General features: G+C 52.0%; 17 protein-coding genes. 10 read left to right on the plus strand and 7 right to left on the minus strand.

From position 1 onward, the window contains the following. The 7 genes from CWO84_RS14635 to CWO84_RS24215 form a co-directional block, all read right to left on the minus strand. On the minus strand, positions 1 to 541 hold a 541-nt coding region (locus CWO84_RS14635; protein WP_117433620.1), incomplete at its 3' end, for an AAA family ATPase. 111 nt (positions 542 to 652) lie between these two features. After that, the gene (locus tag CWO84_RS14640) at positions 653 to 865 is read right to left on the minus strand and encodes a hypothetical protein (RefSeq protein ID WP_033159580.1); all 213 of its coding nucleotides are present in this window, start codon (positions 863 to 865) and stop codon (positions 653 to 655) included. 351 nt (positions 866 to 1,216) lie between these two features. Further along, positions 1,217 to 2,218 (minus strand): lambda-exonuclease family protein, encoded by a 1,002-nt coding sequence (locus tag CWO84_RS14645; protein WP_033159581.1) that lies wholly within the window; start codon positions 2,216 to 2,218, stop codon positions 1,217 to 1,219. Next, positions 2,215 to 2,550 (minus strand): hypothetical protein, encoded by a 336-nt coding sequence (locus CWO84_RS14650; protein ID WP_033159582.1) that lies wholly within the window; start codon positions 2,548 to 2,550, stop codon positions 2,215 to 2,217. Before CWO84_RS14650 ends, CWO84_RS14645 begins: the two co-directional genes overlap by 4 nt. 94 nt (positions 2,551 to 2,644) lie before the next feature. Continuing rightward, positions 2,645 to 3,685 (minus strand): phage recombination protein Bet, encoded by a 1,041-nt coding sequence (bet, locus tag CWO84_RS14655; RefSeq protein WP_101053446.1) that lies wholly within the window; start codon positions 3,683 to 3,685, stop codon positions 2,645 to 2,647. Between the two features lie 143 nt (positions 3,686 to 3,828). Beyond that, entirely contained in the window at positions 3,829 to 4,329 is a 501-nt protein-coding gene (gene ssb, locus CWO84_RS14660; RefSeq protein ID WP_051670566.1) for a single-stranded DNA-binding protein, read from the minus strand. Between the two features lie 64 nt (positions 4,330 to 4,393). Beyond that, on the minus strand, positions 4,394 to 4,657 hold the full coding sequence (locus CWO84_RS24215; protein WP_133120691.1) for a hypothetical protein: 264 nt from the start codon (positions 4,655 to 4,657) through the stop codon (positions 4,394 to 4,396). Between the two features lie 14 nt (positions 4,658 to 4,671). Between CWO84_RS24215 and CWO84_RS14665 the strand changes: the two genes are divergently transcribed. From CWO84_RS14665 to CWO84_RS14710, 10 genes are all read left to right on the plus strand, one after another. Next, positions 4,672 to 5,325 carry a hypothetical protein gene (locus tag CWO84_RS14665; RefSeq protein ID WP_101053448.1) on the plus strand — a complete coding sequence of 218 codons (654 nt, stop codon included), beginning with the start codon at positions 4,672 to 4,674 and terminating at the stop codon, positions 5,323 to 5,325. A 12-nt stretch (positions 5,326 to 5,337) separates the two neighbouring features. After that, complete coding sequence (locus tag CWO84_RS24665; RefSeq protein WP_033159584.1) at positions 5,338 to 5,538, plus strand: hypothetical protein; 201 nt, start codon at positions 5,338 to 5,340, stop codon at positions 5,536 to 5,538. A gap of 148 nt (positions 5,539 to 5,686) precedes the next feature. After that, a complete protein-coding gene (locus tag CWO84_RS14675; protein ID WP_033159585.1) occupies positions 5,687 to 6,286 on the plus strand; it encodes a hypothetical protein in 600 nt (199 codons plus the stop codon). After that, positions 6,283 to 7,392: an XRE family transcriptional regulator gene (locus tag CWO84_RS14680; protein WP_033159586.1), complete on the plus strand. Its 1,110-nt coding sequence runs from the start codon at positions 6,283 to 6,285 to the stop codon at positions 7,390 to 7,392. Before CWO84_RS14675 ends, CWO84_RS14680 begins: the two co-directional genes overlap by 4 nt. Positions 7,393 to 7,622: 230 nt before the next feature. Continuing rightward, complete coding sequence (locus CWO84_RS14685; protein ID WP_033159587.1) at positions 7,623 to 9,077, plus strand: ATP-binding protein; 1,455 nt, start codon at positions 7,623 to 7,625, stop codon at positions 9,075 to 9,077. 193 nt (positions 9,078 to 9,270) lie between these two features. Further along, on the plus strand, positions 9,271 to 11,214 hold the full coding sequence (qatA, locus tag CWO84_RS14690) for a Qat anti-phage system ATPase QatA (protein WP_033159588.1): 1,944 nt from the start codon (positions 9,271 to 9,273) through the stop codon (positions 11,212 to 11,214). 269 nt (positions 11,215 to 11,483) lie between these two features. Further along, positions 11,484 to 12,089, plus strand: a complete 606-nt coding sequence (gene qatB / locus CWO84_RS14695) for a Qat anti-phage system associated protein QatB (protein ID WP_201798989.1) — start codon at positions 11,484 to 11,486, stop codon at positions 12,087 to 12,089. Then, complete coding sequence (gene qatC, locus CWO84_RS14700; protein WP_033159590.1) at positions 12,086 to 13,453, plus strand: Qat anti-phage system QueC-like protein QatC; 1,368 nt, start codon at positions 12,086 to 12,088, stop codon at positions 13,451 to 13,453. Before qatB ends, qatC begins: the two co-directional genes overlap by 4 nt. A gap of 13 nt (positions 13,454 to 13,466) precedes the next feature. After that, the gene (qatD, locus tag CWO84_RS14705; protein WP_033159591.1) at positions 13,467 to 14,237 is read left to right on the plus strand and encodes a Qat anti-phage system TatD family nuclease QatD; all 771 of its coding nucleotides are present in this window, start codon (positions 13,467 to 13,469) and stop codon (positions 14,235 to 14,237) included. Positions 14,238 to 14,380: 143 nt separating this feature from the next. Next, complete coding sequence (locus CWO84_RS14710) at positions 14,381 to 14,653, plus strand: HU family DNA-binding protein (protein WP_101053449.1); 273 nt, start codon at positions 14,381 to 14,383, stop codon at positions 14,651 to 14,653. Positions 14,654 to 14,779: the final 126 nt, after the last annotated feature.

Consider the following 14,779-nt stretch of genomic DNA (forward strand, 5'->3'; position numbering starts at 1 on the left):
CACCCGATCCGGCACTATTGCCGGTGGCCACCAAACGAAACTTGGGATGCGGGGCAATTACGTCGCCAGTCTGTGGAATCGTTAGAGGTTTCCCTTCGACGATTTCATTCAAACCGATCAGTTCAGCGGGGTCGATGGCATCGATTTCGTTGATCAACAGCACATGCCCTAAGCGAACCGCCAGGGTCAGCGGGCCATCGATCCACTTCATCGCGCCGCCGTCGACCAGCATGTACTGACCGAGCAGATCGTTCAGTTCCAGTCGACCGTGACCGGTGACCGAATGCACGCCCCAATTCAGACGTGCCGCGACTTGCTCCAACAACGAGGTTTTTCCAGAGCCGGTAGGGCCAGTCAGGTATAAGCCATCGCCGTTATGCGCGCCTAAAAACGCCAATACATCCCGTAAGTGATCCTTGCGAAACACATACGGCTTAATAGCCGGTACATAGAGGTTATTTGCCGGAACAAAGCCTTCCACTTTCATGGAAGCCGGTGCCTGAATGCCGAAGGAGTCGGTAATGGAATATTGTTGGTACATGGTGAGCTCCTCGAGGACTAGCCTCAGAAAAAACAAGGGGCACGCCGCCCCGAGGGGTGATGAGCCCCAGCGGGTGAATAAAGCCCTGGCATGCCAGGACGGATTAAAAAATCAACGTAGCTGCATGACGCAGTACATCGCCCATTCGGCGCGGGCCAACAGCTCCCGATCCATCAAACGCAGGATGCGCTGAATGTCGCTTCTCAAACCGGGCTCCGAGATTTGACGGTGCATCTCCAGCAGCAAACGCTTTTTGGCCTGGATATCGTTGCTATGGGCAACGTTCAACCAGCCGTGCAAGGTTTTCCAAAAGTCGTGATTCATAATGACCTCCTTCAAAAGTGAAAAGGGGTCACCGTCCCGCAAGGGTGATGAACCCCAACGGGACAAACTAAACACACCAGGCTTGACGCACCTGGCACACGAGGCAAATGCTCATGCCGCTTAACAACGGAACGCCGGTCGAAACCGGATTCGGGATTCCAGAAAGGAATGCCTGAACGATGCGGGTTTTGGGTTGGACTTTTCTGTTGAAAGCCCAGCCTAAAACCGACAGGCCAGAAATAACTGATTCGATCATATGGCCGGCGTAAATTATCTTGGCCGGTTGACGTCAATCAAAGAACATCCCATAACCACAGGGGTTACAGGATGTCTTGGAAAGACGACGAAAACTCAAAACCAAAAATCCACGCCCGCCAGGTCTTTCAGGGTTTGGGCGTCGAACGGCACTTCGGCATGTTTGCCGTCGTCGTCCCGACAGGTCACGCGGACACGCGTAGCCGACGGTTTTCGATAGACTTCCAGCGCCGAGGCCTGAACACCCGGTTGCAAGGCTTGCAATGCTGCCTTGTAATCGATAGCACCCTGGCTTTGAAATCGGCTGATCCGCAATCCGGAATGCTCCGCAGCCACGTAATCACCCATCAACGCTACCAACGTGTCTTCAATGCGCGACTGCTCATCCTCCAAGCCGTTGAGTTGGCTTTTCAGATCCAGGATGGTCAACGCCCGTTGCCGATACGTCGCCGCCAGTTGTTGCCATTGCCGTTCCACATCGCCGTGGGGCAAGTACAAATCGCGCTCAGGATCCTTGGGTGGTTCCTTTTTCGATTTGACCGCCGACCAGAAATCCATCGCGGACTCGACCAGAGCCGTGAGAAAGTGCTCATCGCGCTGAATCTCGAATTCCACATCCTGGTCTTGTTGGTAGAAAAACAAAAAGCCGCGTTGCGCTTCGGCGACCAGCAATTGCTGTTGCACCTGGCACCAATACAACTGATAGGCCGCCGAAGCTTCCCCATTCAACAGCACATCCAGAAACGTGGTCTCGTGCGGACATTTGATTTCCACGGGTTCATTCGCTTCGGACAAGCCGTCGAACGAGGCGCGCATCAAGGGATACTGTTCCGACTCGCCGCACAGCGGCAACAACATCAGATCGTGTTTGTCCTCGAAGCGTTGCAAAGCCTCGGGCTCTTGCTGGATGCCGGCGCGGATCAACGGGTTGTTGTCCAGGCTGGCTTCCAAAACCAGGCCGATTTTCTCGGCCCAGAGACGCCACGGGGTTTTGTACGGCGAACGGTTCATGACAATGGCCGCTTCGCTGGCACTGACGCCGTGTAAGCGCCACTGCCGCCAGGCGGCGGAACGCTGCGAAACGTCGATGACCTTCATCGCGAAAATCCGGTCAACTGCACTTGGCAACCGAAGCGCACCGACTCGATACCGAGCTTGTGCAACTGGGTCTGGCAACGCCGGGCCCAATGGCCATCGCCGAACAGCAACAGCAGTTCGTCTTGCGCCGGCAGACACACACCGCCAAAACTCTCGGCAAGTGTTGTCAGTTCCGGTTGGCTCAAGGGCTGCGGGTTCGGTTCGTTGGCCTGGGGTCGCCACAGGCGTTCCAGAAAGCCACGACCGTGACGGCGTAACACCGTGGGTGAATCGTAACGTTGCCAGTCGGTATGACAGGGCACGCGGTTTAATGATTGATCGTTTGTGTTCATGACCTCTCCTAATAAAAGAAGGGTGTCATGTCCAACCCCGTGGGCGAAACATGACGCCCTCGTGGGTGGTTAGGGAATTTTGGGTAGCAGCGTATTAGGCGGCGTTACCCAAGGTTTGACGGGCCTGATTCATAGCCATGTCTTTCGCTGACAAGGGTGGCATGCCAGTGTTTTCGGTTTGCTCCAGGGCTTGTGTTGCCTTGGGTTCAACTTGCGATACCTTGTCCAACTCGGCCAACGCAAAGGTCAGATCCATGCCTTTGAACTTCTGGTGGGCATAGTCGTAGGCTGCTTTCCAGGCACCTGCCGCCGCAGTCCGTCTAACCAGCTCTGCGACCGCTTTTTGCACCTTGGGATGGATTTGCGACAAATCAATCACGTGCGGTGTAGGCTCGGATGCTCCTATAAACCGATCATCAGCAGAACCAACATCGGTTTCCCAATGCGTCGCCTCGCCATCGATTACGGTACCGTCGACAACATCGTCGAGCGTTTTGCCATCCATCTCCTCCGCGGCATAGCCGCATTCCTCTGGAAAGGCAGTACGCAAAGACGCCGCTTTACCGCATTTGGCCAATTGCCCCTTGGGGCGTTTGATCCACATGGCAGTCGGCACTTGCGAGTTTTTACCGCCGGCCGTGCTGTAGGCTTCCAGCCAATACACTTCCTCGGTAAAAGCACAGCGTTTGCTGCCGACGATCCTATACACGGTGACCGCCACGCATTCGGGAAAGGTCACGGTGACACTGGATTCCTGCCATTGCTCGTTGTCGTCCTTGTAGCGTCCGGTAAATGTTTTGGTGACATCCGGGCCCCAGACGGGTCTGTCCATGCCAGCCCAAACACCGGTTCGGGACGCAGTCGTCTGGATTTCCATGATGGACGGCCAGACGGTTTCGACATTGCGACCTAACGAGGCACTCCACATCGGCACGATATGCACCGGTTTTTTGAAGATGTCGAGCTTGCGGGCCTTGCAATAATNTAGAATGGCTTCCGGGGTCTTCGCCGTGGGAAAGGTGACTTCCGTCAGTACTTTCCAGGACTGCTCCGACAGGCCGTAGCTTTGTTGCACAACAGCCGGCATCGGCAAGTCACGAGTTTTGGGTAATGTGTTGCGGTTGTTTTGATTCATGGTGGGTCTCCTTCAATAAAAAAAGGGAACGCCATTGCCCGCCGGGAAATGGAATTCCCCTTGGGGTTGAAATACCGAAGCCTGAAAAGGATCGGCGGTGTAAACGTTAAATACACGAACGCCAATAATCGGCGCGACTAGGGTTAATGGATGGGCATATCGCTATATTCGTCATCCCAATCGGCGTCCTCAGGGGCCGCTGGCGATGATGACGAACTGTTGGCGGCTGCCGATGCGTTAGGGCGATCCAGCATCTGCAATTCAAAGGCGGCGATTTCGGTACGGTAGCGCTTATCGCCCGCTTGACCCCATTGCTGGGTACGCAAACGGCCTTCGATGTAGATCTGGCTGCCTTTGTGCAAATACTTTTCGGCGGTATCAGCGAGTTTTTTGAAAAACACCACTCGATGCCATTCGGTCCGCTCCTGTTTGCCGTTTTTGGGATCGTTCCAGACTTCGCTGGTTGCCAGACGAACGGCGACGACTTTGCCGCCGTTATTGGGCATAAAGCGAACATCCGGATCGGCGCCGAGCCGGCCCAGTAAGATCACTTTGTTCACGCCGCGATTGGCCATGATGACATTCCTCCTGTCGGCCGCGCCCGACTCAACGATAACAATACCCAGCGGCGCGGCGATGGGCATGCCGACGCCTCGAATCCCGGGGGGAATCGATACGCCCGGCAGGGTTAAACAATTAATACTCACATCAGGCTTGACGCACCTGACACGCCGATGGAACACCACCGTCGCCGCTTAAAAACGGAACGCCGACCGAGGTCGGATCAAGGCGGTCGTGAAAGACCAGCCGAGAAAGTCTGGGGAGAAGCGGAAGGCTGATGGCCAACCAATTCCGTTGGCTGGTATTGAAGCAGAGATTTTTTGAAGGGCTTTTGCAGCTGATGCCGAATTCGCCATCAGCTGCGGAAAGGCTAAAAAGAATCTGGCTTACGATCATGAACCATTCGTTCACATCAGGAAACGGTCATGTCCGAAGCAGCTCCACAGCCCAAACCAGCCCCGCGCCGTGCCATCAGTCGGCCAATATTTGAACGTACATTTAGCATCAACAGCGAACAAGCCATTCGGGTGATTCGTAACAGCTATCATCGATTGATGGTGTCCCTGTACGCCATCGACGTGATTCTGCGCATCATTGGAAGAGAGGAAACGGTCGATGAAATTGAAAGCCTCGTCAGTCAGATGATTGCCGAATGTGCGGAGCAACTGCAGCAGGAAAAGAGTCGGTTGGAAAAACTCAAGGCCGACAACGGCATCACTGAAACGCCGACGTACACGCATCCCAGGGAATTTGTGGCCAAGATTGCCTCGCCCCAGATTGCCCAGTTCGTCGAGTTGATTCGTTTGCTGGACCAGTTGATGATCGTGATGGACACCTTGTGGCTGTGCCAGGTCATTTCCAACAAACATTGCATTGATGCACGTCTTCAGTGGCAGCAGCGCTTGCAGCGGCTAGCGAATAAAATTGTGACGATGGAACGGCATGCGCATCAGGCAGCTTATGAACAAGGGCATGGAGAGGAAGTGCGATTGGCCCGACAGCAATCTGGACTGTTGGGTGAGCCAGTGAAACTTTCCAAGGATGAGGACTCATTGGTTGATGAGACCGACTCGAATTAAGGCAGGTGCGCAATGAGCGTTGATTCGAGTGAAATATGCTTGTGTGTTTCGTTATCCGAACAGGAGGCTTTGGATTTGGCGCAATTTCTAAAGCGAACTGGATTTGCTGATTATTGCAGTCAGGCTGTCGATGATGAGGGGGCTTATCGCATGCGCGCTGTTGCGGAAAAGGTCAGAAGGAACTTGGTTGCCATTGGCTACGACCCACGCTAGGAAACACCCCGTCAATTTCGTTGAAAAGAAGCTAACCGTAAATTCGGCTGAGGATTAGAGTGAATCTGAAGTGCTAAGTTGACAAAATCTTAAAAATGCACAATTATTAGGTTGACGATTTTTTATTTTTGCACAATTTGGAGGGCGAATGCTTCCTCAACCTATACATTACCACTCGGATTTGACTCATGAACGTTTATCCGTCGTCGCAGAGTTGTTACTGGATGAACACTATAAAACGCTCGACGATCTTTCCTCAGAAACAGATGATAACTACACGCGTGGCTGCACCACATTCGGACGGCAAAAAAACCGGATTAAAGGCTTGGCTCTGGCAAAAACTTATTCTTGGTTACAGGTCAGTAATAACGCCAATGATTTGGTCTTCACAATTGGTAGCGTACCTTGTCGATTCAGCAGTGACGATCCAAACAGCCCAAAGAAAAAAGCCGTCTTGACGGTTAATCGCTACCAAGCGTCATTTTTCGATGATATTGAGAGCGACCAGGACCCATGCCGTTACTGTTTCATCATTGATCAAGGCATCAATGATGATGCTGAGCCTTCAGTTGTTTTTCTCGGATTCGACGCGACGGGCGTGGTGCGGTGTCAATGGGAGTCCGGTGCGATTAGAACTTTCCAAAGTGTTAATGCCGTTGTTGTTCCTGAAGCTGTTGAAATAGGCAAACCTGCCGTCAAACCGAAAAAATCAGTCGCGGGTTCCAAAGACGAGGCCAATCGGCTATGACCGCCGATTTTCTTGGGCAAAACCTTCGGCTTGCTCGGTTATTTCACGGGCTGTCTTTGCAGGATTTGGCCGATAGAGTCAATAAGTCAAAGCAATATCTCAGTCGGTTGGAATCAGGCTTAGAGCCTCCGCATGAAAGCCTGGAAACAGCGTTGGCGGAAGCTCTGGACGTGCTGCCCCGATTTTTCAGGGAAGTCGATCCGATGCCGATTTCCGACGAGCAGTGCCATTTTCGTAAACAGCTGACCACGAAAGTTGCGCTTAAGCAGGTCGCTCGTGCACAGGGCGAGATGTTTAAGCGACTGGTGTCCGTTCTTGACCAGAACTTAGATTTTCCCAATTACGATTTTCTACATGAAGAGGTATCAACGCCCGAAGAGATTGAACGCGTTGCTGAAATAAGCCGGTCTCATTGGGGGTTGGGTTTAGGGCCAATTGCTAATATGAGCCGCGTTGCAGAAAATGCTGGTGCGGTATTGGTAAAAACGGGTGGGCTAGCGGACGAGATCGATGCCATTTCGTTTGCTACTCGGCGGCCGGTTATTACGTTAAATGCTGGAGGGAAATCGACTTGCCGTACCCGGTTTGGAATCGCGCATGAAATTGGACACTTGACCATTCACGTTGGCGTCCAAACGGGGGATAGAGCAACAGAATCCCAAGCCAACCGATTTGCGAGCGCGTTTTTAATGCCGCGCGCATATTTTATTAAGGAGTGCCAAAAAGCGTTACGCGGCAGTCGGCTGAATTGGCAAGCACTGTCCGACATCAAAATGCGCTGGGGGGTCTCAAAAGCGGCGATTTTGTATCGTGGTCGGCAGCTCGGCGCGTTTTCGGAAGAGCAATATCGGTCTGGTGTTATTTCATTGCGTCGGCACGGGGAAGCGCTTCAGGAGCATGAAGATCGTGATATGGTTCAGGAAAAGCCTGAAGTTATTTTGGACAGCATGAAAGTTTTGGCCGAGCAATGCGGCATGTCCAGAAAAATGATTGCCGACTTGATGTTTGTAAAACCTGAACTTCTCGATCAGTTGGTTGGCGTTAAAGCTGATGAATCGTTTCAGAATAATATTGTTATTCTGCAATATCATCGTAGTTTGAATTAGGTTTTCAAAAGTAACTTGATGTCGTTTTTTTTGCTAGACAATCGCCTTTTCTTTAAGACTTGCTTTGGCTCTGGCAAGCCTTCATGAATGGAATTGTTGTCGAAGGGTGACGACATTCGGTTGACAGAAGAATGCGCTAAGGCATAAAAAATTCGGCAGTATTAGCATTATGACCTATTTATTGTTATCTATACATGACAATAAAATCATTATAGTGCTAAGATTGACTCATGAGAGTCTCAAAAGAAGAACTAATTGCCGTATTGGCCCAATTCAATCCCTGGTGGAGAAGCGAACCGATTGCCGATTTGCCAGATTGGCAGCGTGCCGCTTCGCGTGAGTTAAGTCGCTGGATCAATCATCCGCCTGCCCATCGCGCCATTTTGCTGTCCGGCGCACGCCAGGTCGGCAAGACCACATTGCTGCTGCAACAGATCGACGCTTTGTTAAAGCAAGGTGTTCCGGCGGCCAACATCCTTTACGCCACTTTTGACCATCCGGTGCTCAAGTTGGCAGGCATCGAAGCGGTTTTGGAAGCCTGGCGCGAACGCGAGCCGCGGGTCGATGGACCTGAATATCTGTTCCTCGACGAAGCTCAGTTTATTCGCGATTGGGGCACCTGGGTCAAACACCAGATCGATTTCAACAAACAGCGTCGCATCGTCTTTACCGGTTCGGCCATGCCCTTGGTGGAAGCCGACCAGGAGTCCGGCGTCGGTCGCTGGCACACTATTCGGCTGACTACGCTGTCGTTCTACGAGTACCTGCAAATCAAACAAGTGCAACTGCCACCGTTACCGCCATTAAAGAGCTTGACCGAGCTGTTCGACTGGACGCCGCCACAATTTTACCGGGCGCAGGAAATCGCCGTGCCTTATGTCGGCCATTTCCACGAGTATCTGATTCGCGGCGGTTTCCCGCAAACCGCCCAAGTGGAAAGCATCACTCAGGCGCAACGCTTGCTGCGTGAAGACATTATCGATAAGGCGCTCAAGCGCGATATGACCGCGCTGTTTGGTGTGCGCCGGATTCTCGATCTTGAGCATACCTTCCTCTATCTGTGCATGCATGATGGCGGTTTGCTGAATATCACCGACTTATCCAGCAACCTGGAAGTCAAACGTCCCACGGCTCAGCATTTCATTGAGCTGTTGGAAGCCTGCCACCTGATTTATCGCTTGCCGCCGTTTGGCTATGGCAAAGACGTGCTCAAGGGCCGCTTCAAAATTTATCTGGCCGATGCCGCGATCGCGCCCGCTGTTTTACTCAAGGGCAAAAGTATCATCGACGATCCCGCCGCCTTGGGCGTAGCGACCGAAACCGCCGTGTTTAAACATCTTTTTGCGCGCTATTATTCCCAAAATGTGCGTTTTACCTACTGGCACGGGAAAAAAGACCGCGAGGTCGATTTAGTCGCGGAAATCGGCGGCCAATTGATCCCCTTTGAAGTGAAATACCGTGCCCAGCATACCGGCGCACGGGAACTGAAAGGTTTGATCGAACTGTGTGAGCAAAAGAAAATTGCCCGCGGCTACGTTGTCACTAAATCGCTGGATGACTTCGGCTTAATGACCGGTTTGCCGCAAACTGGCGATACTGCCAGCCAGATTATGCGTCTACCCGCACCGTTGCTGTGCTACTGGATGGGGGCTTCGGAATTGAATCAACCCGAATTTAACGATTAAGCCGGGCAACCGGCGATAGGAAACCATGCATCAAAGCCAACTCAAATGGATTGCAGACTTAATCTGGAAATATCGCCGATGACCGTCTGCGCGACGTGTATAGCCGAGGCAAACCAATCGCTGCGCCGCAATCGTAAATTTGAATTCAGTCAAACTTAGCCAAGGTAGCAGACGCAATGTGTAAGGGAAAATAATGATCCTGACCGATAACGAGACCAAAGTCGATTTATTGAATAACGAGGCCATAGCGACGACAATCATTGGCCTTCTTCGGAAAAATCCAGATCATCCTGTGACGATCGGTGTGCATGGCGACTGGGGGGCGGGCAAGTCTAGCGTACTTGAAATGATAGACTCAGGTTTCGAAGGGACTGAAGAAGTGTTATGCCTCAAGTTCAACGGGTGGCGCTTCCAGGGTTTCGAGGATGCGAAAATCGCCCTAATTGAGGGAATCGTAACTGGTTTGATCGAAAAACGTCCGGCGCTTACCAAAGCTGTATCCGGTGTCAAGGAGGTGTTCCACCGCATAGATTGGTTGAAGGTTGCCAAGAGAGCGGGAGGTTTGGCTGTTACGGCTTTTACAGGAATTCCAACGCCTGATCAGGTAACGGGTATTATTGGCTCTCTCGAAGGGGTGTTGGAAGATCCTGCTAAACTGGCAACGAAAGAAAATATCTCGGCCACTATCGGTGAAGTGAAAGCTCTGCTGAAGCCCTGCGAAACCAAGAATGTACCTGAAGAGGTAGAAGCGTTCCGCAAGGCGTTTGAGCAGCTTTTAAAGGATGCGGGTATCGAGCAGCTTGTAGTCCTAATCGACGACCTTGACCGTTGCTTGCCTGATACTGCGATCGAAACCCTCGAAGCAATTAGGCTGTTCGTGTTCACGCCCCGAACTGCATTTGTAGTCGCAGCTGACGAAGCCATGATCGAGTATGCGGTACGCAAGCACTTTCCCGACCTTCCTGATAGCACTGGGCCTCGGGACTATGCCCGTAACTACCTAGAAAAGCTCATTCAGGTTCCGTTCCGCATTCCTGCACTCGGTGAGGCTGAAACACGAATTTACGTAACGTTGTTGCTCGCCGGCGCGGAGATTGGCGAGGGAGATGCAGACTACGCGAAGCTCATTGGTGTGGCTCGGGAGCAGCTTAGGCGTCCTTGGACCAGTGGTGGTCTCGATGCCGCGACCGTTAAAAATGCGCTTGGGCAGAAGGCAGAGAAAGTCAACAATGCGCTCGCCCTCAGTGATCAGATTGGTCCGGTTCTGGCCAGCGGAAGCAAGGGCAATCCGCGGCAGATCAAAAGATTCCTCAATACGCTTCTCTTACGTGAGCGCACCGCTGAGGCACGTGGCTTCGGGGATGACATTAAATTACCAGTGCTTGCTAAGCTCATGCTTGCAGAGCGCTTCATTCCGAGACTGTTTGAGCAGATAGCGTTTGTTGCGGCAGTTCATCCTCAAGGATTATGCGAAGATCTCGAATCACTTGAAAATGACTTGGCGACTTCTGAGGAACAATACAACTCAGAGAACGAATTGAAAGATCAGAAATCCTTCGATCCAGGGGTTAGTGCTGGTTCTGGTGTCTTAGCTGAATGGAAGTCTTTGGAAACAGTATGTGAATGGGCATGCTTATCACCAAAGCTTTCGGGCATCGATTTACGCCCTTACTTGTTCGTAACAAAGGACAAAAAAGATTACTTTGGCCCGGTATCAGTTCTAGGTTATTTGGCTGTTGTGGTAGAAAAACTTTTCGGTGGCAAAATGACTGTCCAGGGTTACGAATCAGAACTGAAGCAGCTCGTTCAACCCGAAGCAGACAAGGTATTTGAAGCAGTGCGTACCAAGATCATGAGCACAGGCACCTTCGATACGAAACCGGTTGGTGTCGATGGGCTCGTCGTTCTCGTTAAAGCTCAACTCGGTTTGCAAGGTCGTTTAATGGACTTCCTTGAGGCATTGCCGAGTAGCAAATGCGGACCTTGGGCCGTTAGTGGATGGCAAAGCGTCATCAAAGACGATGAGTGCAAATTGCGTCTGTCAAAACTACTGGGAGATTGGAGCAAGGTCACCAACAACCCTGGACTTAAGGCCGCTGCCGACGCGGCGCTCAAGGAAATAAAGGGAGGGCGCTGATGGGAACGTCGACGTCGTATGGCGGTCCTGGCGGCGGTACGCCGTTAGTTCCAACATGGCTCGGGGATGCAGATGGTAGGGAGGCTCCCGTAACCCCTCCGGCTGGAACGGATAGCCCGCCACCTGCCGATAGTGCGGGGTCACCAATACCTCCAAAACGTCCACCCATTGGTGAAGCTGCTGACCCACAACGTTTTTCTGGTGCCCGTAATAACTTTACTCGATTCGCTGGTTCTGGTGGTAGTGATAGAGCCAGCCTAGGCCGGGCAGTGTCGAAATATGTTTCTGCGTCGACCGGTGGTGCTCGCCTGGCCGCCCAGCGCATGGGCGCATCACGAACGGCTGGTGCTCGGCTCCTAGGCTTCCTGTCTGATGTACAGGCACGGGGTGTTCGTGAGGCATTGCGTGCACTTGATCTGGAGTCTCTCGCGGGACGTCCGATCACCGAAATTTTTGTTGGCTTAGCTGACTATATCTGCCCTGGAGCTGGTACGGTCGATGAAGGCATTGCTCGCGAAGCTTACATCGAAACCATTGTAGAGTTGGCAAGTGAAGGGCTAACCGATCTTTCCACGTTCACTCCGGATCAAATGCAGACTGTCTTCGAGCTTTATGCGACGCATGCGATCGAAGCCCGGATATGTAATGACATCGGCACCAAGGTGGTAACAATGCCGGCAGATGCTAAGGTCGCCCTTCGCGTCGAAAAACAATTACGCGATTTCATCCGTGGCGGGGTAAGCGACGCGCTAACACGAGCCTACGTGGATTCACCAAATCTGACCATAGAGAAGATCCAATCGTTCGTGGATTCGATTTATGAGTCCGCATTTAGCATCCTGCAGGCAATGGGAGAAGCAGAGGCTAACCAATGAAGAGGCAACTTTTGGTGGGCCGTTTTGGCCCTGATGATCTCCTCGAAGTTCCTTCAGAAGCCGACGAGCAAACGACCTATCTTCAGCTCGTTGCTGGTAATCGATCCTTGGATCACGGCATTGGTGATGCACTGACCAATCTAAATAAGCTTGGTGTATTCCCATCGGAAATTGGTATTGATCTGCTCTTGATTGCTGCTCATGTGCATGCGGCAGATACACGAATCTCTCGTACCGAACAGTCGCAAGACTCTTGGACGCGAGAGATTCGCCTCGTGGTGCCGGTCAGTGAACCGGAACGATGGGGCGGAGTAGTAGCAACGCTGAAGAAAGCGCTGGATTTTCTGACGGGCGATAGGTGGATTATCGGATTCAGGGCGCGTCCGTCCCGTTTTGCGGTGATCGCACAGCAGTCCTCTTTAAGTTTGATGGCTCCACCTTTCGATTCAGTGAGCTTGTTTTCTGGCGGTTTGGACAGCCTGATAGGCGCCATCGACTTGCTGGAAACTGGCGAGACTCCTTTACTGGTTAGTCATTTCGGTGAAGGCGCGACCAGCGATGCCCAAAGCAAGCTGTTTTCTGGGTTGAAGAAGTACTATGACAAGTCGCTGTTCGAGAGATTGCGAGTCGGGATGGTTTTTGAGGATGGCCTTGTGCAAGGTGTTGGGTCAGAAAACACGACCCGTGGTCGATCATTTCTGTTCTTCGCCCTAGGCGTGTTTGCTGGCTCTGGTCTTGGGAAGAGATTCACTCTTCGTGTGCCGGAAAACGGGTTTATAGCACTGAATGTGCCCTTGGATCCCTTGCGACTCGGCTCCAATAGCACGCGCACCACGCATCCTTTCTACATGGCGCGATGGAATGAGCTTTTAGGAGAGCTTGGAATTGACGGCAGCATTGATAACCCTTATTGGGATAAGACAAAAGGTGAGATGGCTGCCTATTGTCGAAATCCTGAACTTTTAAAGCAGCTGGCATCAGATTCGTTATCTTGCTCATCACCTACTAAGGGGCGATGGCACGGGCTAGGCATTGAGCATTGCGGCTACTGTCTTCCATGTTTGATTCGTCGCGCTGCATTGGACACTGCTTGGGGTAAGGGGAGTGATGGGACGACATATACCGTGTCCGACCTACACGCCCGGCCTCTGGATACTCGGGAATCGACTGGTAAGCAAGTCCGTTCCTTTCAGTATGCGATTGAGCGGCTCAGGGCAAATCCGCAGCTTGCACATCTCCTTATCCACAAACCTGGTTCGCTTACCGACGAGATTGCGCGCTTGGATCATTTTGCCGATGTTTACCGACGTGGCTTGGACGAAGTGGCGAGTCTGATTGATGGTGTCAAGACGAAACCAAGCTGAGGGGAAAATGCTCATGAACGCTACAGCGGGTCTCGTGGACTTCCATTGTCACCTTGATTTGTACCCGGACCATCAAGCTGCCGTGCGGGAGGCCGAAGAGGCTGGCGTATACACACTTACGGTCACGACAACCCCACAGGCATGGCCACGTAACCACGAGATTGCCCAGTGTACGAGGCATGTGCGAGCAGCTCTAGGTTTGCATCCACAGTTAGTAGCCGAGCGAGCGAGTGAAATTGAATTGTGGGAACGCTATTTGCCCGAAACTCGCTATGTCGGAGAAGTTGGTCTAGACGCGGGACCGCGTTTTTATAAGTCTTTCGAATTACAGAAGGAAGTATTTCGGCATATTTTGCAACGTTGTGCAGCGGTAGGGGATAAAATTATTTCGGTCCACAGTGCCCGTTCCGCAAAGGCTGTACTGGATTATATTGAAAGGTATTTGCCTCCCCCTAGAGGAAAAGTCGTATTGCACTGGTTCACCGGTAGTAAGGCGGAAGTCAGACGCGCTATCGAGTTGGGGTGTTATTTTTCGGTCAATTCTGCAATGCTTGAAAATGAGAAACATACATCAACCGTTACCCTCATCCCTCTCGATAGATTATTGACGGAAACTGACGGTCCATTTACCAAAATTGGTGATCGCATATCAAAACCGTCCGATGTAACAGGTGTAGTTGAGAGATTAAGCCGGCTTTATGGAATTTCGACTGTACTATTGACGGCAACTATACGTGAAAATCTGCGTATGATGTTGGCATCGAAAGGGAGCTCGGACTACTAAGTCTGTCTTTTGCCATAAAATATGGCTAATCCTCGTTATTCACTGAATCGATTTCAGAGCGAGGGGCAAAATTGCCGAGTCTAGGATCGCGCTCGCTGACAAAACTTCAAATAAACCGTCTCCATAAAAAGGAAATAACATACATGAACAAATCTGACCTCATCTACGCCATCGCCAGCCACGCCAATCTGACTAAATCCGGCGCCGGTCGCGCATTGGATGGCATTACTCAATCCATTCAAGCCGCGTTGAAATCCGGCGATTCCGTGGCTTTGGTAGGCTTTGGTACCTTTGAAGTAAAAGAACGCGCCGAGCGCACTGGCCGCAACCCGCAAACCGGCGAAGCCATTACGATTGCCGCCGCCAAATTGCCTTCGTTCAAAGCCGGCAAGGGCTTGAAAGACGCGGTTCAGTAAGGGATAGACCTCATTATTGCGGCCCCATACCCCAGCCTTCCAGTTCAGACTGCCGTTTGACCGAGGGGACATCCAAATCGGTCATCCGGCCTTGGGTACGAGTTAAGGTATCCTGCCTGCCGCTGG

The sequence above is a fragment of the Methylomonas sp. Kb3 genome, from assembly GCF_002834115.1.
In the GTDB taxonomy this organism is placed as follows: domain Bacteria; phylum Pseudomonadota; class Gammaproteobacteria; order Methylococcales; family Methylomonadaceae; genus Methylomonas; species Methylomonas defluvii.

What these genes read in the sequence shown, in the direction of transcription:
- qatA (WP_033159588.1), top strand. Translation starts at nt 9,271, where the DNA reads ATGATCCTGACCGATAACGAGACCAAAGTCGATTTATTGAATAACGAG.
- CWO84_RS24665 (WP_033159584.1), top strand. Translation starts at nt 5,338, where the DNA reads ATGAGCGTTGATTCGAGTGAAATATGCTTGTGTGTTTCGTTATCCGAA.
- CWO84_RS14645 (WP_033159581.1), bottom strand. Translation starts at nt 2,218, where the DNA reads ATGAAGGTCATCGACGTTTCGCAGCGTTCCGCCGCCTGGCGGCAGTGG.
- qatD (WP_033159591.1), top strand. Translation starts at nt 13,467, where the DNA reads ATGAACGCTACAGCGGGTCTCGTGGACTTCCATTGTCACCTTGATTTG.
- CWO84_RS14685 (WP_033159587.1), top strand. Translation starts at nt 7,623, where the DNA reads ATGAGAGTCTCAAAAGAAGAACTAATTGCCGTATTGGCCCAATTCAAT.
- CWO84_RS14675 (WP_033159585.1), top strand. Translation starts at nt 5,687, where the DNA reads ATGCTTCCTCAACCTATACATTACCACTCGGATTTGACTCATGAACGT.
- CWO84_RS14640 (WP_033159580.1), bottom strand. Translation starts at nt 865, where the DNA reads ATGAATCACGACTTTTGGAAAACCTTGCACGGCTGGTTGAACGTTGCC.
- qatC (WP_033159590.1), top strand. Translation starts at nt 12,086, where the DNA reads ATGAAGAGGCAACTTTTGGTGGGCCGTTTTGGCCCTGATGATCTCCTC.
- CWO84_RS14680 (WP_033159586.1), top strand. Translation starts at nt 6,283, where the DNA reads ATGACCGCCGATTTTCTTGGGCAAAACCTTCGGCTTGCTCGGTTATTT.
- ssb (WP_051670566.1), bottom strand. Translation starts at nt 4,329, where the DNA reads ATGCCCATCGCCGCGCCGCTGGGTATTGTTATCGTTGAGTCGGGCGCG.
- CWO84_RS14710 (WP_101053449.1), top strand. Translation starts at nt 14,381, where the DNA reads ATGAACAAATCTGACCTCATCTACGCCATCGCCAGCCACGCCAATCTG.
- CWO84_RS14665 (WP_101053448.1), top strand. Translation starts at nt 4,672, where the DNA reads ATGTCCGAAGCAGCTCCACAGCCCAAACCAGCCCCGCGCCGTGCCATC.
- CWO84_RS14650 (WP_033159582.1), bottom strand. Translation starts at nt 2,550, where the DNA reads ATGAACACAAACGATCAATCATTAAACCGCGTGCCCTGTCATACCGAC.